The sequence below is a fragment of the Paenibacillus sp. N3/727 genome (assembly GCF_022637315.1).
GTDB lineage: Bacteria > Bacillota > Bacilli > Paenibacillales > Paenibacillaceae > Paenibacillus_AQ > Paenibacillus_AQ uliginis.
Window position 1 is genome coordinate 2,771,742 of the sequence record NZ_CP093336.1, and the last position, 21,663, is coordinate 2,793,404.

23 protein-coding genes and 1 pseudogene are annotated in these 21,663 nt (G+C 40.3%); 16 read left to right on the forward strand and 8 right to left on the reverse strand.

What is annotated here, in order from left to right; genetic code table 11:
* The first annotated feature begins 388 nt into the window (after positions 1-388).
* From MNQ98_RS12615 to MNQ98_RS12635, 5 genes are all read left to right on the forward strand, one after another.
* A complete protein-coding gene (locus MNQ98_RS12615) occupies positions 389-937 on the forward strand; it encodes a site-specific integrase (RefSeq protein WP_241933476.1) in 549 nt (182 codons plus the stop codon).
* Positions 938-1,012: 75 nt separating this feature from the next.
* The gene (locus tag MNQ98_RS12620; protein WP_241933477.1) at positions 1,013-1,273 is read left to right on the forward strand and encodes a hypothetical protein; all 261 of its coding nucleotides are present in this window, start codon (positions 1,013-1,015) and stop codon (positions 1,271-1,273) included.
* Positions 1,274-1,307: 34 nt separating this feature from the next.
* Complete coding sequence (locus MNQ98_RS12625) at positions 1,308-1,616, forward strand: DUF960 family protein (protein WP_241933478.1); 309 nt, start codon at positions 1,308-1,310, stop codon at positions 1,614-1,616.
* Between the two features lie 207 nt (positions 1,617-1,823).
* Positions 1,824-2,150: a hypothetical protein gene (locus tag MNQ98_RS12630; protein ID WP_241933479.1), complete on the forward strand. Its 327-nt coding sequence runs from the start codon at positions 1,824-1,826 to the stop codon at positions 2,148-2,150.
* Positions 2,151-2,346: 196 nt separating this feature from the next.
* The gene (locus tag MNQ98_RS12635; protein ID WP_241933480.1) at positions 2,347-2,937 is read left to right on the forward strand and encodes a hypothetical protein; all 591 of its coding nucleotides are present in this window, start codon (positions 2,347-2,349) and stop codon (positions 2,935-2,937) included.
* Positions 2,938-2,987: 50 nt separating this feature from the next.
* Here MNQ98_RS12635 and MNQ98_RS12640 read toward each other — a convergent pair whose 3' ends face one another.
* Positions 2,988-3,161 (reverse strand): hypothetical protein, encoded by a 174-nt coding sequence (locus MNQ98_RS12640; protein WP_241933481.1) that lies wholly within the window; start codon positions 3,159-3,161, stop codon positions 2,988-2,990.
* 114 nt (positions 3,162-3,275) lie between these two features.
* Here MNQ98_RS12640 and MNQ98_RS12645 point away from each other — a divergent pair, with 114 nt between their 5' ends.
* The 5 genes from MNQ98_RS12645 to MNQ98_RS12665 all read left to right on the forward strand — a co-directional run bounded on the left by MNQ98_RS12645 (position 3,276) and on the right by MNQ98_RS12665 (position 9,269).
* Positions 3,276-4,784: a recombinase family protein gene (locus MNQ98_RS12645; protein WP_241933482.1), complete on the forward strand. Its 1,509-nt coding sequence runs from the start codon at positions 3,276-3,278 to the stop codon at positions 4,782-4,784.
* A 97-nt stretch (positions 4,785-4,881) separates the two neighbouring features.
* Complete coding sequence (locus tag MNQ98_RS12650) at positions 4,882-6,696, forward strand: RNA-directed DNA polymerase (protein ID WP_241933483.1); 1,815 nt, start codon at positions 4,882-4,884, stop codon at positions 6,694-6,696.
* Positions 6,697-6,779: 83 nt separating this feature from the next.
* Positions 6,780-7,274 (forward strand): hypothetical protein, encoded by a 495-nt coding sequence (locus MNQ98_RS12655; RefSeq protein ID WP_241933484.1) that lies wholly within the window; start codon positions 6,780-6,782, stop codon positions 7,272-7,274.
* A gap of 54 nt (positions 7,275-7,328) precedes the next feature.
* Positions 7,329-7,937, forward strand: coding sequence for a hypothetical protein (locus MNQ98_RS12660; RefSeq protein ID WP_241933485.1), 609 nt, complete (start codon positions 7,329-7,331; stop codon positions 7,935-7,937).
* Positions 7,938-8,000: 63 nt separating this feature from the next.
* Positions 8,001-9,269 (forward strand): hypothetical protein, encoded by a 1,269-nt coding sequence (locus MNQ98_RS12665; protein WP_241933486.1) that lies wholly within the window; start codon positions 8,001-8,003, stop codon positions 9,267-9,269.
* Between the two features lie 422 nt (positions 9,270-9,691).
* On the opposite strand, the pseudogene MNQ98_RS29710 reads toward MNQ98_RS12665, so the two are convergent.
* A pseudogene (locus MNQ98_RS29710) lies at positions 9,692-9,832 on the reverse strand (IS256 family transposase); the annotation flags it as partial.
* Between the two features lie 465 nt (positions 9,833-10,297).
* Here MNQ98_RS29710 and MNQ98_RS12670 point away from each other — a divergent pair.
* Entirely contained in the window at positions 10,298-12,244 is a 1,947-nt protein-coding gene (locus MNQ98_RS12670; protein ID WP_241933487.1) for an AraC family transcriptional regulator, read from the forward strand.
* Positions 12,245-12,835: 591 nt separating this feature from the next.
* Complete coding sequence (locus MNQ98_RS12675) at positions 12,836-13,600, forward strand: CPBP family intramembrane glutamic endopeptidase (RefSeq protein WP_241933488.1); 765 nt, start codon at positions 12,836-12,838, stop codon at positions 13,598-13,600.
* Between the two features lie 87 nt (positions 13,601-13,687).
* Here the strand turns inward: MNQ98_RS12675 and MNQ98_RS12680 are convergent, their stop codons facing one another.
* The 6 genes from MNQ98_RS12680 to MNQ98_RS12705 form a co-directional block, all read right to left on the reverse strand.
* A complete protein-coding gene (locus tag MNQ98_RS12680) occupies positions 13,688-14,497 on the reverse strand; it encodes a lipase family protein (protein ID WP_241933489.1) in 810 nt (269 codons plus the stop codon).
* A gap of 107 nt (positions 14,498-14,604) precedes the next feature.
* On the reverse strand, positions 14,605-14,883 hold the full coding sequence (locus tag MNQ98_RS12685) for a YxcD family protein (RefSeq protein WP_241933490.1): 279 nt from the start codon (positions 14,881-14,883) through the stop codon (positions 14,605-14,607).
* A gap of 3 nt (positions 14,884-14,886) precedes the next feature.
* Positions 14,887-15,312 carry a hypothetical protein gene (locus MNQ98_RS12690; RefSeq protein WP_208914280.1) on the reverse strand — a complete coding sequence of 142 codons (426 nt, stop codon included), beginning with the start codon at positions 15,310-15,312 and terminating at the stop codon, positions 14,887-14,889.
* An 87-nt stretch (positions 15,313-15,399) separates the two neighbouring features.
* The gene (locus MNQ98_RS12695) at positions 15,400-15,957 is read right to left on the reverse strand and encodes a PadR family transcriptional regulator (RefSeq protein ID WP_208914279.1); all 558 of its coding nucleotides are present in this window, start codon (positions 15,955-15,957) and stop codon (positions 15,400-15,402) included.
* Between the two features lie 178 nt (positions 15,958-16,135).
* The gene (locus MNQ98_RS12700; protein ID WP_208914278.1) at positions 16,136-16,702 is read right to left on the reverse strand and encodes a beta-class carbonic anhydrase; all 567 of its coding nucleotides are present in this window, start codon (positions 16,700-16,702) and stop codon (positions 16,136-16,138) included.
* Positions 16,703-16,751: 49 nt separating this feature from the next.
* On the reverse strand, positions 16,752-17,081 hold the full coding sequence (locus tag MNQ98_RS12705) for an iron-sulfur cluster biosynthesis family protein (protein WP_208914277.1): 330 nt from the start codon (positions 17,079-17,081) through the stop codon (positions 16,752-16,754).
* A gap of 127 nt (positions 17,082-17,208) precedes the next feature.
* Here MNQ98_RS12705 and MNQ98_RS12710 point away from each other — a divergent pair, with 127 nt between their 5' ends.
* The 4 genes from MNQ98_RS12710 to MNQ98_RS12725 all read left to right on the forward strand — a co-directional run bounded on the left by MNQ98_RS12710 (position 17,209) and on the right by MNQ98_RS12725 (position 21,611).
* Complete coding sequence (locus MNQ98_RS12710; RefSeq protein WP_241933491.1) at positions 17,209-18,726, forward strand: carboxypeptidase M32; 1,518 nt, start codon at positions 17,209-17,211, stop codon at positions 18,724-18,726.
* A 211-nt stretch (positions 18,727-18,937) separates the two neighbouring features.
* Entirely contained in the window at positions 18,938-19,942 is a 1,005-nt protein-coding gene (locus MNQ98_RS12715; RefSeq protein WP_241933492.1) for an ABC transporter substrate-binding protein, read from the forward strand.
* A 40-nt stretch (positions 19,943-19,982) separates the two neighbouring features.
* The gene (locus MNQ98_RS12720; RefSeq protein ID WP_241933493.1) at positions 19,983-20,759 is read left to right on the forward strand and encodes an ABC transporter ATP-binding protein; all 777 of its coding nucleotides are present in this window, start codon (positions 19,983-19,985) and stop codon (positions 20,757-20,759) included.
* A gap of 87 nt (positions 20,760-20,846) precedes the next feature.
* Positions 20,847-21,611: an ABC transporter permease gene (locus MNQ98_RS12725; protein ID WP_481856765.1), complete on the forward strand. Its 765-nt coding sequence runs from the start codon at positions 20,847-20,849 to the stop codon at positions 21,609-21,611.
* The last annotated feature ends 52 nt before the right edge of the window (positions 21,612-21,663 follow it).

A 21,663-nucleotide genomic window follows, 5' to 3' on the forward strand; every position in this document is an offset into this window, starting at 1 on the left:
GATTGGTTAAAATAGTATGGATAGAAAAAGGGAAGAAGAGTCACAATGGATGCAGCGAGCTGAAGCTCGCTGCTACTATTTTGAGCACTGCGAGAAATAGTAGATATATAGAATAAGATATATAGAATTGTGTGCAATATGGGATTATTTAAAGTGCAATTAGGAATTATTACGATGTGAAAAGGTGATTATAAGTCACTTGAAAATGTGATGTAAACCCAATGTAACACAACTAAATAGTGTTACATAGGCAAAATGACCATGAGGGTAGGCGGGGTAAGACATCCGGGTTCTTTTTGGCTCTCAGGAGCTTTGCCGTTTACGTCGAAAGTAACACAATATATAATTATTATATAGTTAATTACATTAAGTTATTGAGGTGATTGGAATGGAATTTGTTGAACCTATCAGAAGTAAGAAACAGATTGATGCTTTGAAGAAGTATCTGCGCGGGCAGAATATTCGAGACTATCTATTGTTCGTGCTTGGCATCAATTCAGGGTTGCGAATATCTGATTTGCTTAAACTTCAGGTGGAAGAGGTATACAATCAAGAGCGGATCAGCATTCGAGAGCAGAAGACGGGCAAGAGAAAAGATTTTCCCTTGTCGGATACCTGTAAAAAGGCAATTCTGGAATATGTAAAAGCAACAGGACATAAGTCAGGGGCGCTCTTTGCCAGCCGCAAAGGTGGGAACCCGATTAGCCGAGTACATGCTTATCGGATACTGAATGAAGGGGCAAGCTGTGTTGGCATTAAAGAAGCCGTTGGAACGCATACCTTGAGAAAGTCATTCGATTTTCATGCTTACCAAAGTGGTGTAGATATTACCCGTATTCAAAAGCTGCTCAACCATTCAGCCCCGAGTGTCACTCTGGCGTACATAGGAATCACTCGACAAGAGTTGGATAATGTTTATTTCAATCTTAACCTATGAAGACGTTAACGGATGTTATACATCTGGTTAACGTCTTTTTTATTTTCAGCAGTACATGAAGGAGGTGCATTATTAGTGAAGCAGGTTATCAATACCAAAGGAACGAACATTTATCCGGGACAAGTAAAGCTCGTATGGGTTGCAACTTGCTCTTGTGGGAATAAGCTTGTACGTGCAATGAAGGAATCTGGTTTGAAGATGTATGTTGGTAAAGAACGTTTTTCCTGCAAACAATGTGAAAAACGCTTACAGAAAAAAGGACAGCATTATTTTAAAGGAGATCAGATGATTAGTCGGGAACAGGTGTGGGCGGCAACAGATTTTGATGAAGATTAAAGCACAGGATACAGGAGCGTAGGAGGAAGAAAAATTGGCTGAATTCATAGGTCAGAAAATGATAACAGAACGAGTTCAATATGAAATTGGACAGCTTGTGCAGATGTATTTATGGGAATGCATTGATCGATTAAAAGAACAAATGACTATGGACTATCTTCAGATATTTGATTTAAAAATTTTGCCAAGCGGTATACAGGTAGTAACACATTCCATGGAGCAGCCTTTCTATCGTCAAGCACACTATTTGGTTGATATGCCTATCCAGTCTCTTATCCAGAAAAAGATTTTTGTTATCGACGAAGAGCAATACGTGACGATGATGCTGGCAGAAGAGTACTAATTTAATATTTTTCAGATGAACATGCCTTTGCCAATGGACAAGGGCTGTTTTTGAGCGAGAATGGAGCATAGTGGATAAACTGTAAATTCTTCATCTGGCGATGATTTACACTTCAATATTGAACAAATCTATTGGGTTATGTTCTGACCTACAAGATGTATGTTCATATGAAACCGCGAAAGTATAAAGTGTTTAGGAAGTGTCAATATGGATAACCAGATGTTATTGTTATTTGCAGATGCCATTCAGCGAAGAATGCTGATAAGCGTTACCTTTTTAACGAAAAGTGGACAGGAACGTATTAGACGTTGTGCACCGCTGGATTTAGCACCCAGTGAACGAGCGAAGATTAAATTATACAAATATCATATGTGGGACTTGGATAGCCAGCCAAAACCACATTTACTCAGTTTGAGTCCAGAGCAAATCATACAGATTGAAATAACCATACAGCCATTTATACCCGAGCAGATTGTAACCTGGACAAGGAAGAATTCTTGGACGATCGTTAGAGATTGGGGCCACCTGTCGTAAAATATTCAGGATAACTATATTTTAATAAAGCTTTATGAGCCTGTAGTGTAGAAATTCACTACGGGATTTGTTTTGCCTTTTAAATGAAGATACATAGTAAAATAGTTACTATTTATGCGGAAGAAACGGTGTACTAGGGTCAAGCATGTTGATAAGATCGACTCAAGAAAAATACCATTTTATAGGAGCTTGAGCAATGGCAAATAAGAATAGGGTTTCAAGCAGAAACAACCGTGGAAGTAATCAGGTTAGACTGGAAGGTGAACAAACGATGTCAGAACAGCTTCAAAGTGAAAATGAGCAGACAAGTATTGAGGCAGAAGAAATTCAAGTTCATGAAGAGACAGGGCAAGAACAAGCCCAACAAGAAGAGCCAGTCTCGGCCCATGAAGAATCAACTCCAACTGAGGTAGCTAATGAGAATTTAGAGGAAAAGTCGATTATTCAAGAAGAACAGGAGATCGTCCCTGAACAAGGGGATGGCAAACATCAGCAAGAAGATACGTCACAGCAGGAAGCAATATTAAATGAAGAAAATACACAAGAGTTGCAGCAAGAACTAAATGATGGCAAAGAAGAGCGGCCACTTGCCATTGAAGATATTGTAAAGCCGGGAAAATTCGGTGTAACGAACAGCCAAATGATTCCAGCCATTAAGCAAGCGATTATGGATGGCTCAGTCGAAAAGCTGAGGATGCTTCGTTCCATGTACCTATATTCCTTCGAAAATTCACTAAGGTATCTGAAGAAGTCGGAGCGAGAATTCATTCAAAATAATCTGAAATAGAACAAGCCGGAGCGTGAATGGGTCATGCGCTCCGGCTTGTTTTTATTTTGTTAAGTTTTCTGACTGTCTTGCGTAGAATGATGCACTTTGGGGAGAGGTATGTCTATCTCGGCCTCCGCTTGGACAGTTTGGCTCAATATCTCAACCACATGCTCATGAAATTGCCGCAACGCTTTGCCGGATGGCTGATTTACTTCTTTGATTACATATTCACATTTCTTCATAAATTACGCCTCCAAAATTTTACAGTTGTCATATTCGATGACGTGTCATCAAAAATGCTCAACATTCTATTTGGAAGGCGGCAAAATATTAACACGTTTGGAGTAGAGGAACTTATGGAAAGCAAAACAATTAAGCACGTAGCCGTCTATTTAAGAAAATCACGGGATGATGGCGAATTCGAAGACGTTCTCTCGAAGCATAGGGATACCCTTCAGGCCTTGGTCGAGAATCGAAATTGGACCTATAGGCTATATGAAGAAGTGGCCTCTGGTGAAAAGATCGAGTCCCGTAAGGAAATGCAGAAGTTACTTCGACATGTTGAAGACCAGCTTTATGATGGGGTAGTGGTCATGGATATTGACCGTTTAGGGCGTGGAGAAAATAAGGATTGGGCACTCATAAAAGATACGTTTTTGAACTCAGAGACGGTAATCATTACACTGAACAAGATATACGATCTGGAAATAGATAATGACGATGTATCCTTTGACTTCATGTCCATTTTTGCTCGAATAGAGTACAAAACGATTAAGCGAAGAATGAAGCAGGGCAAAGAGGCTGGAGCGAAGAAAGGAATGTGGACAAACGGAAAGCCACCGTTTCCATACTATTATGATAAAAACACAAGGTCGGTACTGGTCGATGAAACGAAGCGTCCGATTTATCGAGCGATTGTAGAGAAATATCTTAATGGAACAAACCTTGGTCATATTGCCATTTGGTTGACGGATAACAAGATACCCACGCCATACAACATTAAGCCGGATGGAAAGAACAAGGGCTGGTCAAATATTACGGTTCAACGGTTGCTGGCAAGCGAAATCCATTTGGGTTTCATCACATACGGCAAAACCCGTTCCAAGCGTGGGCAGGTTGAATTGGTTCCCGAAGAAGAGCGGATTAAAGTCATGGGAACACATGAAAAGCTGAAAACGCCGGAAGAACATGAAGCAATTATGGAGCGGCTGCTTAAGAATCGCATGTTGAATCCCAATTCAAGACGTAACATTTTTCCTTTGTCAGGCTTGCTTTATTGTGAAAAATGCGGTTCACGGATGAGGTTCCGGGTGGGAGAGAATAAGAAGCAGGGGCAGCACTGGAGTGCATTGTGCTATCACCAGCACAAAAATGGCAGCAAATGTGAACAGCGTGGCAAGGTAATGGATGCTGATTTTTTTAATGCTCTGTATGATCGGATTATCCATGTAGACCCGAACATTTTACGGGAGATTGAATTGCATGGAAGTAGGTACAATGATACACAGGTTATTATTGAGGTCAAAGCGCAGGAATTGAAGAAGCAGAAACGAGCGTTGGACAAGCTGCATGAATCTTATGAAGAGGACATGATAACGAAGCAGGTATTTTTGGAGCGTAAAGCTGTTCGGTCACGGCAGATACAGAAGCTGGAGGAAGAGTTGAAGGATTTGCGGAAGGTTGTAGTAGATGAAGGGAATTATCCAACTGTGGAGCAGATATATGAGCGGATAGGTGAGTTTAGGGAGTTGTGGAGCACTTCAGTGACGAGTGAAGAGAAGAATCGAGCGTTGAAGAAGCTGGTGGAGCGGATTATGTATGATCGAGAAGGGAATCGGGTGGAGTTGACGGTTTGTTATAGGTAATTAATACGTGGGATGTTTATTGACTTCTGGAATTTTTTCCAGGAGTCGTCTTTTTTTGTGGTACAATATACCCAAGTATTAGGAGGGATGATCTAAATTGCAAACAGAGCGTTTTAGCAAACTTAGAAAATCAGAATTAGAAAAGATATTTGAAAAAAAGAATATAATTGAGATCTGGAGAAAAATAGTAAGGAATCAATTGCGTAATATTGATCTTAAAGATCTCTTTGATCACTATGATTTTAATTTTAATATTGACGAAAGAGCAACTACAATACGAAGTGATATTTTAAGCGGGAATTTTAAAGTTTCACAGGCACTTACTTACAGAATTGAAAAGAAATTTGGAGTTTGTAGACATCTTGTAACTCCGCAACCAACTGATGCTTTAGTTTTTCAGGTTCTTGTCGAAAGCGTATCAAAAGGAATTTTAGAAAACCAGCCTTCAAAAAATGCATTTTATTCGAGAGATAAACATAGTGTATCTAAGCCTCATGAAGTTGATGAGTATATGTTTAATTGGAGACAACAATGGAAGAAAATGCAGAAAATGATCTATAATTTTAACGATGAGCAGGATTTTATAATCGTTACTGATCTTTCTAATTATTATGACAGTATAGATATTAAGGAGCTTCGTAAAGTATTTACTAGCTATTCAAAAATGAATGAAGTCTTAATTGATCTTGTATTTAAGATAATAGAAGAGATTTCATGGAAGCCGGATTATTTGCCTTATTCTTCAAGAGGGCTACCTACTACTAATATTGAGGGAGTACGATTACTTGCTCACTCTTTCTTATTTGAAATAGATGAGGTTATAAAACAAGAAACAAATAACAGTTTTGCACGATGGATGGATGATATAACAATTGGTGTTAATTCAAAGAAGCAAGCGGTAGAAATAATAAGCTCTATATCGGATATGTTAAAGAGTCGAGGGCTTGCTTTAAATCTTTCAAAAACAAATATTTATGATGAAAAACAGGGGTATTATCATTTTCAAATCGAAGAGAATAGGTATTTAGATAGTATAGAAAATGTAAAATACGGTGACTCGAATTATAAAGAAGTATGTAAAGAAGTGTATAAAAAATTCAAAAAACATTTCAAAGATCAGGGAGCGAAATATTGGGAAAAAGTTACTAAGCGATACATTACAGCCTTTGGACGTCTTGAATCAAAAAAGCTTTTAGATGATTTGCCGAATATATATGCTGAATATCCGAATCTAAGAATTAATTTAAATATTTATTTGTCAATACTAGGATATGGAAATGCTACTTCTGCTAAAATATTGGAAATAATAAAATCAATTGATATTTTTGATGACATTTCTATGTATCAATTATGCTTTTTAATTACTCAGTGGGAAATCCCTACAAATGAAGAAGCAAAAAAATTCTTGAAAGAATTTGAAGCACACATTACTAAGTTTTCGTTTACTAGGAAAGTAGCTTCCGACTTTTATTGTTTACTTTGGTTTAAAGCCAAATACAATCATCCTGAGGATTTACTTAAGTTTATAACTAAATATAAAAATCTATGGCAAACAGAAACCTTTTTACGAAGACAAGTAACAGCTATCATTTCAAGGCTTCTTACAACAAATGAGAAGTCCGGTGAAGCGTTATTAGCAAGTCAGATTTCTTCTGGTGTGCCTAATACTGTAACTTTGGCGAGTCAGATTCTAACTTTTAGAGATTTAGAAAAATTGGAAAGCAAGATGCTATTGTATTTATTTCCCACAGTTATTCAAAGACCTTATCCCCTTCCTAAATTTCTTGTATTATGTTCAGTACTAAATTCCGAAAAAATAAGGATCGACAGTTCTGTAAAAGAAAAAATAATTTCTTACATCAAAGATCCATATTACTTAAAATGGCTTGACTTACAATATAACATTAACTAGAAGTAATCTATTTTGAAAAACATGTTATTTCATTCCTGAAATTCGATGCTGTTAATTTAGACGTATCTATCACTGGAGGTAATATGGAGAAGCTTAATGACACTATAAAAAAAAGTAATCCAACTTTGTGGGAAACATTCGAATATTGTACATCAAAAATTTCAGGAGTAGCGGAAGAAGAACTTGAAGATAAGGAGTTCTATTCAAGTAAAGTGAAGGAGTTAGATGTTGAATATACAGAACCTTATATGATTTTTTTTGTTCTAGCTCGATTAAAAAGTTTACCATATCAATATCAACCAATGGAAAAGGTCTTATATGTAATACCGTTCAAATATAAAGAACATTACTGTTTCTTCTCAATGGAAAAATTCGGACTAAAGTTTGCGATTACTACGAACAACGAAGAGATAATACGTCAATTATTTAAAAGTATAAATAGTGCCAAAAAAATTGCGAATAGATTGCTCAGCCCAGTTATTGAGAAAACTATTAACAATGGAGAATTTACTTTGGAAAATAAGTCTGGTGTATTGAGAAGACGGTATTTATATTTTCGCAATAATGTACAACTATGATTAGATTTTGATCATGGGAAGCCAGGAGATGACATCTCAGAAATAGTTGCTTCAATGAATAGTCGCTCGAAAAAAGAATGGGAAGCTTTATTTAACACACAAGCAATGTTGGATGCTTACTTCAGTTTTCAGGAACATATTCTTATATTATTATTACCATTTAGTCAGTTTAATAAAGATGAGGATAACATAACTAATTTAATTGGAAGTGATTGGACTACAAAATTCAATCGTATCTTTAAACCGCAGCAAAATCCAATGGTAATGAAATTTTATGACTACATAAGGGGGATTAAGGAACTTCGCAATAAATATGCTCATGGAGGATTTGAGAAAAAGAAAGGCTCGTTATTAGCTCATGTGCCTACACTAGGTGCTATTCCGGTGGAATTACCTCAACATAATGAAAGAGGGTATTCAATGATACCCATTGGTGATGTTGATTTCACAAAAATATGTAAAGTGTTTGATGAATTTGATATGCATTTACAAAATTCTGAATGGTCTAGAGCGATTCGAATTCTAGAGGCGGGTATAGATATTAGATATGATGGAGAATTCATGGAACAATTGAATATTGCAACACAATCAGATGAATCTTTAAATTCTTTTCTTCAAATAGAATCGGATGAATATGCTCGAAATGCGAACATGGATTGGTAATAAAGAAGAGTTATTGCATATAAGAAAGTATCTTGAAAATACAAACATGAAGAGGAAATTAGAATGTTTAGCACCAATTTTAAAGAGGGACTTTTTGATCTATCAATAGCAAGAAATCCGAGTGAAGTACTCATTGGCTGGAGTAAGTTGGACAATGAAGAAGCTGAAAAAAGTGTAGTGGTTGCTTTAGATGATTATAAGAAGAGCGCATATTTCCCAGGGGTATTGGATTTAGTACGCAGTAATGATAGTCATTTAATTCCTTATTTTAAAAGCGAAAATTTATATTTCATGGATTCCGAATTATTAAATGATATGATGCTTAGTGGAAATCAGCCTTTTGAATTTAAATTAGATTATTCGATCATGCTAGATACTAATTATGCTAGTTATATTGATAATTTTATTAAAGGTAACTGGAACAGTATACCCAATGAAGCTCTTTTAACAATTGATGTTTTACTTAAGAATGATTTTCGCTATGATTACTGGTTTTATATGATTGAAAATTATAAAAACTCATTTGGTTCGGAAGAATCTAAAGGAATTACAAATAAAAAAATTAAGTTTTATGAAAACTTAGTCAATCTAGAGTTATTCAAGAATATAGATACAATGAAATATAAGCTTACAAGGCAGATAGAATATATGATGACGAAAGATGAAGCATTGATTTCTGCCGATCAAATTTTTAATGGGGTATTTAACTCGAATAATGGTAAAGAAATGATGAATACCTTCATTCCAATTCATAAAAATATGGTTCTTTTATTATTGGGTATTTTTCAGATAAAATTTGCAGACAAATCTAATATTAGCACTAAACTACAAAAGCTATTCGAATACTCCCATAAAGTCATTGGAGTTTATTTTGAGAGGGAATTAATGATTGCTCACAAATACTTTTGCAAAGCAGAGAATGTCAAAATTTTAGCTGGAATAAATAAAGGTATGAAGACAGATAATCTGTTGAAAATAATCGAAAATATTGCTTGGGATTTTACTGTTCCCCGAATAATGGAGTTTTTTCTTACAAGAATTGGGGAAGGTCGATTTTTCATTCCATTCTTTTTGTCAAATGATTATAAACTGCGGGAATTATTGAAATTATTCGCAGTAAAAGGGATAGTTTATAATAAACGGGAAGGCTTTTTCTTACCAATTTCAGATGAAAATATTTATGATTATTATACGAGATATGATGTAGATGTTAAACAATATTTCACTTTTGAAGCAATTGAAGAGAGGAAAGGCGTTTATCAAAGTAATTGTGAGAATGAATTTATTATTGTTAAAGAGGAATATCAAAAATTATTGAATATTTTAGGATAACTTGTAGTAGTAAATTCATTTTTTTAGCCTTCCATCACCTTTTTGGGTAAACTAACTCTAAAGTAATACTTTAACGAAATCCAACCCGAAATAAGTTGATGCCCCGTGACAGCCCAAAAAAATACCCAAATAGATTATCTAAGAGGAGTCACTGTACTTGCTGCTGCATGGGCATAATCTAGTGAACTGGTTCCTTTGATCAGAAGAGGCTTTTGAAATTAGCCTATCTTCATTCCTTTCTATTGGGTATAGCTAGTTGTTGATTCACACGTACATGTCATTGATGGGATGTTCGCGTGAATCATTTATTCTAGACTTCTGCTATAGTATTCAGCAGGAAGTTTTTTAGTTTGAAGATATAGGTAGCGTCAAATATTTTGTGAAAACTCTTTTAAAAACCATCTCCCCCTCGGGGAGAGAAATTATCGTAAATGCTGACCAACTCGATCTAGGAAAAATATAGAGGGTCGAAGCAGCATCTGCCCCTAGTTTTGGACACGGAATGTCCATTTTCGAGTCACGTCCGTGGTTACCAAGTAGAGCATTTTGAGCAAAGCGCAGTCACCCGGAGGCGGCATGTTGAGTAGTGGAAGATGTCCTATGTCAAAGTTATTGGAAAATCTTAAATTTTCAATGACTGTTTGAGCGACAATATACTCATTCTATTGCTTGTGCGAAAGAAGCTTAAACTGTGGGTTATAGAGAATCACTTGTTGACTAAACAACTGGTGTTTATAATGGAGACAATCAAGGCGCTCATTTTTTTCTTTGTGTGTTTATCATGAGTCAAGCAACAGATGAATCAAAACATATGACGCAATTAGAACAATTCATCCTTTCTCTTACAGTAAGAGAGAATAACACTGCAGATCATAAAACGTTGGAAATGGCGTCTACCCTATTAAGCTGGTCAAACTATGGTGTAATTTGTCAATGGAATTTGGAAGGAGATAGGAATCTCCTGTTAACTTAGTCCCAAGAGTATTGCCATTAAATAAAGGATTATAGGAAGGAGCATTCATCATACGATGAAGCAGCAAGAAGAGTACAAACTCTGGAATCAATTACATATTGAGCTGGCCGACATCCGTCTGTATACACTTGCTGCGGGAGAATCAAGCAACGGCTACCATTTGCCTGCAAGTGCTTTTCTATTCCTGTACAGGGGCAAAGCGAAGATACGGATGGATGGGCTTATTCATCCAGCTGAACATTTTTATTGTTTACATGGCTGCAAGGGTATGAGGCTAGATATTGAAGCAACGGAATATCTGGAATATTATTTGGTGCTTTATCGTGGCGAATTTCCGCTCCGCCGAAGATATTTTCTGAACAAGGGTGAAATTCCCCCGTTTCAGCAAATATTTGCATTTGCTCCCGCACAGCCTGTAGGGCTCTATCAGATAATGCTGCGAATGGAAGAGGCATGGAGCAAATCGACGGAGAAGGATAAATTTGTGGTGAAAACACTGTTCTATCAATTTATTCTGGAAATGCTTCAGCAAAAACAGCAGTTAGGAGTTGATCTCCTTCCTACAGAAGTTGTTAAGCAAGTAGTCCAGTATATGCATAAGCACCTAGACGAACCGTTGACGCTGGAGCTTCTAGGACAGAGGTTCGGCTACAATCCCCAATATCTGGCCCGTAGATTCAAGGAATTGACGACGCGCAGCCCGATCGATTATCTAATTGGACTTCGTATTGGCAAAGCGTGTCATATGTTGCAATACACGGATGCTTCGATTGGTGAGATTTCCCAGAGTGTAGGCTATGAGGATGTGTTTTATTTTAACCGTATATTCAAAAAGAACGTCGGTCTCTCTCCCAGCCATTTCAAAAAAGAGCTGTCTGGTGAAGAGGAGGTTCGGTTTAATCCATATAAAAGGTGGGGATTGTCCATGTCAGACTCCAATTCTCAATGTTATGTTGATAATGATAATTATTATCAATATAAAAAAAGAGGAGAGTATCACATGAACAGAACATCTAGAAAAAATATGATGGCAACACTTCTACTCTGTATGGCCTTATTGGTTACAGCTTGCGGAGGGGGGAACTCTAGTCTACAGTCTCCATCGGAAACATCTGCTGCCGGCTTAAATTCTTCTGAATCAACTCAGAAAACAACGCCTGTGGCAGCCACCAAGATCGTGAATACCATATTCGGAGAGGTGGAAGTTTCGAAAAATCCCGAGCGCATCGTGGCGATTCAATATTTGAGCAGTATTCTGGCAGTGAAGGCTAATGCAATCGGCTCTACGACGCGCATCATGGACAACCCGTATTTCAGTGGTTTAACTGACAATATAGAGATTGTCGGTTCTTCCGGCAGTGATGTTTCCTTTGAAAAGCTGATTGATCTTAATCCCGATCTGATTGTCGTAATGACCTCGGATGAGGGAGAATATAAAAAGTACAGTAAAATTGCCCCAACGATTGCCATACCCTATGGGAACTTTTCATCCATTGAAGAGGAAGTGAAGTTCTTTGGAGACCTGCTGGGGCGGGAGGAGGAGGCCACCACATGGATATCCGATTATACTGCGCGAATCGCTGCTGCCAATGCGAAGGTCCAAGCAGTGATACCCTCAGATGCAACCTTTAGTATTATGCAAGAAACAGACAAGACATTAAGTATATATGGCAGTGAGTTTGGCCGTGGCGGACAAGCTATTTACGTGAATCTAGGACGGATATCACCTCCATCCTATGATGAAGCTTTGTTGAAAGAGAAATATAAGGATACTTCAATAGAATTATTGGACCAATATGCCGGAGACTATATTATCCTGACTACCGAAAGATCACTGGAGGAACTTCGCAAGGATCCAATCTGGGGACAACTGGAAGCAGTCAAAAATGACAGACTATATGTCTGGTCCAACACCCGCTCCTATTTCATTGATCCGTTATCGGTGTTGATGCAGACAGAAGAATTGGCTGAGTGGTTGACAAATGCTCCACAGAAAAATTGACCAAGGGCCTGTATTATTCAGCGGTAATTAATCTTTCATCATGAATCCATTGATAAGCTGCTCTATATATCTCCCAGCTTAAGAAGGCTGCAGCGTTTCTTGTTGATTGCCCTTTTCTGCGTTCTGACTCCGATAAGAAGCGAAAGGAATGTGGTCTTCTAGCTGACGTTATTGACCCACACGACCTGTCATTGATGAGATGTTCGCGTGAATCAATTTTTTTAGAAGCTTCTGCTATTAGAAATAGCAGGAGTTTTTTTTGTTAGAGATTATAAGATTTGTTAGTGTTATATTTTTCCATTTTATAGTATAATTAAGATTAGAGTACTTTATTACTTTAGTTTACCAAATTCGTGAAACTAAAGATAAGTGAAATCTATATGCAGAATTGGAGATAAAAATATGAATAAAAGTACATTTCAAAATCTATTATCAAAAACCTTATATGAAAGCATAAGAACAAAAAGTTGTGAATTTTTTGTCGGTGCTGGAGTTAGTAACTTAGAACCGACTAGAATACTTCTATAACCTTCCTGAACATTACCAGTATTAAGTAAACAAAGTATGCACGATATAAGAGGAGAGAAATCGATGAAAGAAAAAGTAGTCAAAGGACATCCAATTTTATTTTCATTCATGCTCGGGATAGTGCTAACCTTATTTGTTGCAGTGGCATCCGCAGGCGCAACGATATTAGGGTTTGAGGACGCAGGCATCATGCTTGCCCAAGCTGGTGCATTTTTCATAATGGCAGTGATTGTTACTGTGTACATGACAAAAAAGGACCGCTCACTTGAAGTATTTGGTTTCAAAAAGATGGATATCCGCAAAGAAAAGGTAACACTCTATTATATTCCATTACTTGTTATAGCGGTTGTTCAGCCAATAATGGGAGGATTCAACTTAGAGCTTACTACAACTAAAATTATACTTATTCTTATTTTTTCTTTACTAGTTGGCTATACAGAGGAAACGATATTCAGAGGGATCATCAGAGAAAGACTGCAGCCCAAAGGACCAGTGTTTTATATCGTTTTTTCTTCTATATTCTTTGGTATTCTACATATGGCAAATGCGCTGAACGGAAGTGATTTCATACATATCTTACTGCAAATTATCAATGCTTTTCTTATCGGTCTTATTCTTGCTTTGCTTATAGAAACGACAAACAACATTATTCCTTTGATCGCATTTCATTTTATGTTTGATGCGCTTGCTCAAATGACGAGCAGTAATATTGTAGACAAAGAGGTATTGGTTGTTTCTATATTAAATATTATATATTTGGTATATGGAAGCTATCTGATTTTCGTTTTATTGCGTAGGAAAAAGATGAATATCCAAATAAGTGCTTGATCAAACTACAATAAATCATTTTTATGATCTTCAGGCCATAATGCACCAAAGAAATGGAGTAGCATAACTTATGGAGTCCTTTCGACATTATTCTTGTGATTTCAATTCAACGACTGGACAGAATCCAGGGTTTGTTGAACATAAATGTTCGGTAAATTGCGGTTGGAGCTTGGAGAGCTCTGAGAAATACTTTCCGATAAGGTGATTGGCGCTAACGGATCCATTCTGGAAAGACAGCGATGAGAGGGCCTGGACATGACTGTAATAATACTTTTTTTCCCGCTTCGGCAGCTTGTAAATGGTTGGTGGAGCATGTGTTACGACATCAAAGGGATTGGCAACGCGGTAGCTGTATCGAACATACTGTGTAAAAACTTTCGCAAAGGCCGGATCGCCTACACGAGGGGATCCATATGTAAACAGGTTGGGTGAGATGTAAGTGGTGTTGGCCGAAACATCAATAGCACATAATGTCGCGAGTGCTCCACCGAGGCTGTGACCTGTAATGAATAATGTCTTGTTGGAAGACAACCTAGAGAGGGCGGAGGTAATCCCACTGCGAGCTGAAGAATAGATGTCTGTGAAGCCGCGATGTGTAAGACAGTCTTCCTTAATATATTTGAATCTTTTTTGTGAGGCGATGATGTTAGATATCCAATTGGTCGTCGAGCTGGTTCCCCGAAAGGCAATAATAATCTCTTTCGGAGATTCCAGAATAAACCCGAAGGGTTCCCATACGTTGCTGATGGATTTCGCTTGAATAGTATCAATAACCCCATAATTCAGCGGAACGACGAACGAACCGTCCGTATTTGTAAATTGTGCATAGGTCTGTCCGCAGATTGCAGCTAGGAAGATAGCCCATTGTTCTTGATCCTTATTGATACCCACGTTCATCCCGCCCTTCTCTCCTACACTATATTAGTGGGATGAAGGAGAGATTCCTATAAAAAGAAAAGCCGCTTTCGAATAGACGAAAGCGGCTTCTCTATATATTTGACGGATTATTGTTCCACAATCGCAATAATTTCGTCTTCCAGATCGAGCTTCACCCGATCACTATAGGTCCGAATGTTATATTCGGAATACAGGTAACGTAGTATCGCTTCGATCAGATTGGATTCGATCAAATACTGACTTCGGCTGTTCACCCACACTTCGGCGGTAAAGCCGGTGTCTTCTTCCCAACTCAGTTCAACAGTAACATCGGTAGGTTTCACACCTTTGCGTTCTGCCTGATGGAGGCAAACCGCATTGATGATTTCATCCATACTCAGAATCATAGATTAATACCGATTATCCCGGCGCTCGTTCTGACGACGACGGTTTTGAACGGACCGAACGACAGCCATAACTACCATAATAAGAACCCAAACAGCAATCAGGTTAATGGCAAGACCCAGGATGTTACCCAGCATACCCATTCCGCCAAACATTCCGCCGAACAGCATACCAGCAAGACCACCGATCATCAGACCTTTCATCAAGCTACCACCGCTAAAAAATCCACGTTTTTGAGTTGCGCCCGGAGTGCCGGCTGTGTTGGACTTATTCGAGGATTTCTGAACATTGTCCGACTTTTTAGGAGTAGTGGAGTATGATTTCTTTCCGGAGCTGAAGCCACCACCGCCTCTTCTAGCATCAACGGAAGTAGGGGCAATCACGACCAGAAACATGGTGAGAGCTACAAAAATAGCAAGTACTTTTTTCATTGTGTTCTGTTGAACCTCCTAGTAAAATTAAATATTTGCATCTTAATGAGTGTAATACGGACAAGTACACGATAAGGTTTCAAAAAATTATTGCTTATGAACAGAAGTAGTCTGCATACGGTGTTGCTTCAAAAGATCAAGAACCCAGTCACACCATTTCAATTCCGTCTCGGCCATCATCAAGCCCTTGGAAGCGAGGATGTAATTGCTGAATTCCTTGTTGCCGAAATGACACATGTCCTTAGGAATTCCCTGTAAAATACCTTCAAAATATTGCTTTTTGTCCAAGTAGATCTTTCGGCGTTCCTCATAAATGTCGAACGCAATACCAATATCGCTTAACCAAAGACTAAATGTACGTAGTGACAGCTCGTCTTTCGTTACAGAAGGCGCAATCGGCATGTACATCCATTCTCGCAGTTTCTGCATACCTAATTCTGTGATAACGTAAATCTTCTTGTCGGGTTTGTCGCTTTGCTGAACCCAACGTGAGCTGAGAAGATGCTTTTCTTCCATGCCGGCAAGAAGTGGATAAATCTGACTGTGCTTCGCTTGCCAAAATGGCTGAATGCGGAGCATCAGCTCATAACCGGACGATTCTCTTCGGGCGAGCAGACCCAGCAGGCCGTAAGACAACGTGTTCATGTGCAAGACTCCCTTTGAAACTTAATCGTGGAACACCTGGAATTAGGATTACATCCCGGGTCAGGTCCGTTTGTTCAAAGTGTACACTGAAACTGTATGGTTTGACAACCTGAACGAAAGGGAACTGCAAAAAAAGCACAGGCTGATATCAGCCCGTGCTTTTGTGTAACTATGATTATTATTTATCATACCCGTCAATAACAAGATCCAGAGCTCCGGTTGTCGGGTCTATGACCATTCCATGTACAGGAAACTTTGGCGGGAGAAGCGGATGTTTTTTAATGATATTCACTGTATGTTCAACGGCTGCAGTAACGTTATCGAATCCGCGCAGCCACTTTGTCAATTTGATTCCGGAATTCTCTAGAGTTGTCATGACATCTTCCGAAACACCGCGTTCGATCATCGATTGGATCATATGATCCGCGTTCAGGGCAGCCATACCACACTCATGGTGGCCTACTACTATCACTTCATCGGCACTCAGCTCATAAAGCGCAACGAGTACACTCCGCATAACAGATCCAAACGGTTGTGAGATAATCCCGCCGGCGTTTTTAATAAGTTTAACGTCACCGTTCTTAAAATTCATCGCCTTAGGCAACAATTCCGTAAGACGTGTATCCATGCATGTAATAATAATAATTTTTTTATCTGGAAACTTACTTGTGCGGTAAGCTTCATATTCTTTATTTTCAACAAAAGTCCGGTTGTGTTCCATAATGCTGCTAAGATGTGTTGACATGAAAAGGTTCCTCCTAATACTCGGATGTGTGGCTGGATATGGCTTGAAATTATTGTCTGGTATCCACCAGTTGAATGTTCGTGCCGTACGTTTGATTATTGCTGTCCAGTCGGAAAGTGCTAAGACCCGAGAAAACATCTAAAGTCATCGCATCTTCGAAAAAGACTTCTTGTCGGCGGTTGATCACAAATGCGACGGAATCCCCGGCCGAGACCGTGACATCCTCAGAGTCAGGTTCGTTGATAATGCGCAACCCGGGTATTCCGTTGACGGCACAGCCGCATCCCTCAGTGTCATATATAAGCCTGACTCTGCCCGGCTGGTTGCCGATTCTCTCCTTCAGTTTTTTTTCTGCATCTGGGGTCAGTTGAATCATCATGGCTTCTAGACACTCCTTATTATGTATGAATTTTATATTCTCTACTTAAAAGTTGATTATAAACCTTGTAAAAAGTATCATCAATAGTAGGAATATAATACATAAATGAAAGCAGGAGGGCTCACTAATGGATACACAACTTAAAGAACGCTGGGAACAGTTTCAACAATTGATCCGAAAAATAACCAGTTATTACGAAGCCGTTGGCTTATTGCATTGGGACCTCCGTACTGGGGCTCCTCGTAAGGGCGTAGAAGCTCGTTCCGAGACGATTGGTATGCTCTCGACTGAGGCATTTAAACTTCAAACGTCCACAGAAATGAGTGAACTGCTGGACTTTTTTGCAAAGCCGGAAATAGAGCAGCAGCTTGATGAAAAAAGTCGTCGCATGGTCGAGGAATGCCGGAAAGAATATGACCGGAGCAAATCGATTCCAGCAGATAAGTTCAAAGAGTACACCGTCTTGGCCGCTCATTCCGAATCCAAATGGGAGGATGCGAAGGAAAACAGTGACTTTGCCGGCTTCGAACCTTTTTTAACCAAAATCGTAGCGTTCAAGCAGGAATTTATCGACTACTGGGGCGTGAAAGATACCCGTTACGATACGCTACTTGATATGTATGAGCCGGATCTGACGGTCGAAAAGCTGGATGAAGTTTTTGAACGCCTGCGTGCTCGACTGGTGCCACTCGTGAAATCCATTCTGGCTTCTTCCAATAAGCCGGATACTGGATTTTTGGATCAGTTGTATTCTAAAGAACAGCAGGAAAAGTTCGGCCTGTTTATTTTGGAGCAGATGGGCTATGACTTTGAGGCGGGACGTCTGGACGAGAGTGTACATCCATTTTGCACGGGCTTGAATGTCGGCGATGTACGGATTACAACGAATTATCTTCAGGATGATGTGACCAGTGCGGTATTCAGCTCCTTACACGAGGGCGGTCACGCCCTGTATGAGCAAAATATCGATAAGGAACTCGTAGGCACACCGCTGGCCATGGGAACGTCTATGGGGATTCATGAATCGCAGTCCCGTCTTTGGGAAAATATGATCGGCCGCAGCCGTCCGTTCTGGCATCGCTACTTCGGCGATCTTCAGCAGCATTTTCCGGAACAATTCAGCAAAGTGGATGCGGAACAATTCTATCTTGCCATTAACAAGGTTGAAAATTCTCTTATTCGGATCGAAGCAGATGAACTGACATACAATTTGCACATTATTATCCGTTATGAAATCGAGAAGATGTTGTTTAATGAAGGTCTTTCCGTGAAGGATCTGCCTGAAGTGTGGAATTCGAAATATAAAGAATACTTGGGTATCATGCCACCGAATGATGGCCTGGGTGTACTTCAGGATGTACACTGGTCCGGTGGGGATTTTGGATATTTTGCATCCTACTCTCTCGGAAACATGTACGCCGCCCAATTTATGCACACGATGCGCAAAGAGCTTCCTGAATTGGACAGCTTAATTGAAGAAGGGAAGCTTGCCCCAATTAAGGAATGGCTGACCGAGAAGATTCATAAGTACGGAAAGAGTGAGACTCCGGCCGAAATCATTCTCCGCGTGACCGGTGAAGAGCTGAATCCGGATTACTTGGCAGACTACCTGGAAGCTAAATATAAAGAGATTTACAAGCTTTAAATTTTAAAAAAATATTAGACATCTGCAGCTGCCCCGTTGACCGGGGCGGCTGTTTTTTGTGCTTTAGGGCCATCGTTACTATTGTGCGAGAGTATGGCAGGATTCACCGAGTAATCCATTTTGTAAACCCTTCTGGGCGTTTAACCTTTACCGGGCTCTGTGCATATGCTGAAAGGAAACGCATGGTTAAGGGAATGGAGGGTTCATAAGGATGCACAGAAAGTGGTTTGGCCTGGCTTTTTCCATTCTGCTTGTATGCGGAATGGCATTAGCTGGATGTGGCGGTGGTGGTTCGGGTACGAAGGTAAAGGTCGGAGAGGTTACGCGTTCCATATTTTACGCACCTCAGTATGTGGCGATTGAGAAAGGTTTTTTTAAGGAGGAAGGACTGGATGTTGAACTCCAGACGACCTTCGGTGGTGACAAAACAATGACGGCATTGCTGTCCAATGCGATCGATGTGGCGCTGGTTGGCTCGGAAACATCCATATATGTGTATCAGCAGGGAGCGGATGACCCTGTCATCAACTTCGGCCAACTGACCCAAACGGACGGCACTTTCCTTATGGCACGGGATGCCAAAGGCGAGTTTAGCTGGGATATGCTGAAGGGGAACGTATTTCTCGGACAGCGTAAAGGCGGAATGCCTCAGATGGCGGGCGAATTCACATTGAACAAGAAAGGCATTAATCCGCGAACCGATTTGGAGCTAATCCAAAATATCGAGTTTGCGAACATTGCTTCTGCTTATGCCTCCGGTACCGGACAATTTGTTCAGTTGTTTGAACCACAGGCATCCATTTTTGAAAAAGAAGGCAAGGGCAAGGTTGTTGCTTCTTTCGGGGTGGAAAGCGGACATCTGCCATATACGGTGTTTATGGCTAAACAGAGTTTTATCGGCAAAAACAAGGACACTATCCAGAAATTCACCAATGCCCTCTATAAAGCTCAGCAATGGGTGGACTCACACAGTGCAGAAGAAATTGCGGATGCGATCCTACCGTATTTCAAAGATACCGAACGGGATATCGTCGTTTCGTCGGTTAAGCGATATAAAGAACAAGGTACCTACGCAACAGACCCGATTTTGGATGAAGAGGAATGGAACAATCTGCTGGATGTCATGGATCTCGCCGGCGAGCTGAAGGAACGGGTACCTGTGGGAACGATCGTGGATAACAGCTATGCGGAAAAAGCAAAGCAGGCGGCGAAATAATTGATGAATAACAATCTCACAAACGAAAGGAGAGAGCATCATGGTACCGGTAGTTGAACTCCGCAATATCGCTCATGTGTATGTGACCGACCGGGAAGCCTCTCTGGCTGTTGAAGGGATTCAATTGAAGGTGCTTCCAGGCGAGTTCATCAGTCTTGTTGGTCCGAGCGGCTGCGGCAAAACGACAATCCTGTCCATCATTGCAGGTCTGCTGCAGCCTTCCCGCGGAGAAGCAAAGGTTTATGGCTATGCTGTGAACGGCCCTTCACCTGAAGTAGGTTATATGCTGCAGCAGGATTACCTGTTTCCTTGGCGGACCATTTTGGACAATACGCTGATTGGACTTGAGCTGATAGATCGATTGACGGATGAAAGCCGGAACAATACGTTGGAGCTGCTTAAAGAGATGGGGCTTGGAGCTAGCATCAGCTTGTATCCGCAGCAATTGTCCGGAGGGATGAGACAGCGGGTGGCGCTTGTGCGTACGTTGTCCACGGATCCGGGACTTCTGCTCTTGGATGAACCATTCTCGGCACTGGATTATCAGACCAAGCTTCAGCTGGAGGATCTAATTGTTGAAACGTTACATGATCGGAACAAGACAGCCATTCTGGTCACACATGACCTGTCGGAAGCCATCGCGATGAGTGACAGAGTTGTGCTGCTGAACCGGAATCCGGGCCGAATACACCGGACATTTGAAGTACCGGAGCATATCCGGAAGGTCCAACCGTTCTATGCGCGGAAGGAACCAGGATTTAATGAGTTGTTTCATGAAATATGGAGAGAGATGGAAGTCATTGGCGGTAAGGAGTGAAGCGACAATATGACTGATCCGGAACTTCTTCAGGCCAGCCTGGCTTCTACTGATCCCGGCTGGCTCAAGGAAATACATGCCCGTCATATGAGACATAAACGCAAAATCAAGAACCGTGTCATTATGGTGCAGACTGCGCTGCTGGTCCTGTTCTTCGCTCTTTGGGAGCTGGCGGGACGTTCAAAGTGGATCGACGTACTGCTGTTCAGCTATCCTACAAAAATCTTCGTAAGTATTTGGGAAGATATCATATCAGGGGAGATATGGGGGCATCTTGGGGTGACGGTGGGTGAAACCGCTGTCGGATTTCTGTTAGGCACATTAATTGGTACGCTATTGGCGGTGCTGATCTGGTGGTCGCCTTTCCTGAACAGGGTGCTGGACCCCTATATGGTTGTGTTTAATAGCATGCCGAAGGTCGCGCTCGGTCCGATATTTATCGTTATGTTCGGTGCCGGGTTTACAGCCATTGTGGTAACGACACTTTCCATTACGGTCATTGTTACGACACTCGTTGTATATAACAGCTTCTCTGAGGTGGATTCCAACCTGATCAAGGTTGTTCGCACCTTTGGCGGTACGAAGTCACAGGTGTTTAAACGAGTAATTCTTCCAGCATCATTTCCTGCGATTGTCTCCACCTTAAAGGTGAATGTGGGTATGGCGTGGGTCGGTGTGATCGTGGGCGAATTTCTCGTGGCAAAATCGGGTCTCGGATATTTGATCATGTACGGATTCCAGGTATTCAACTTTACCCTCGTTCTGTCCAGCTTGCTGATTATCGCCATAGTGGCAACGGCTATGTATCAAATGGTTGTTTATATAGAGAAAAAATTGTTGAGTCATCGATAAATTGGGTTGCAGCTTGTTGTGGTGCCGCCTTGTGATTACACTGGTTGTTTAG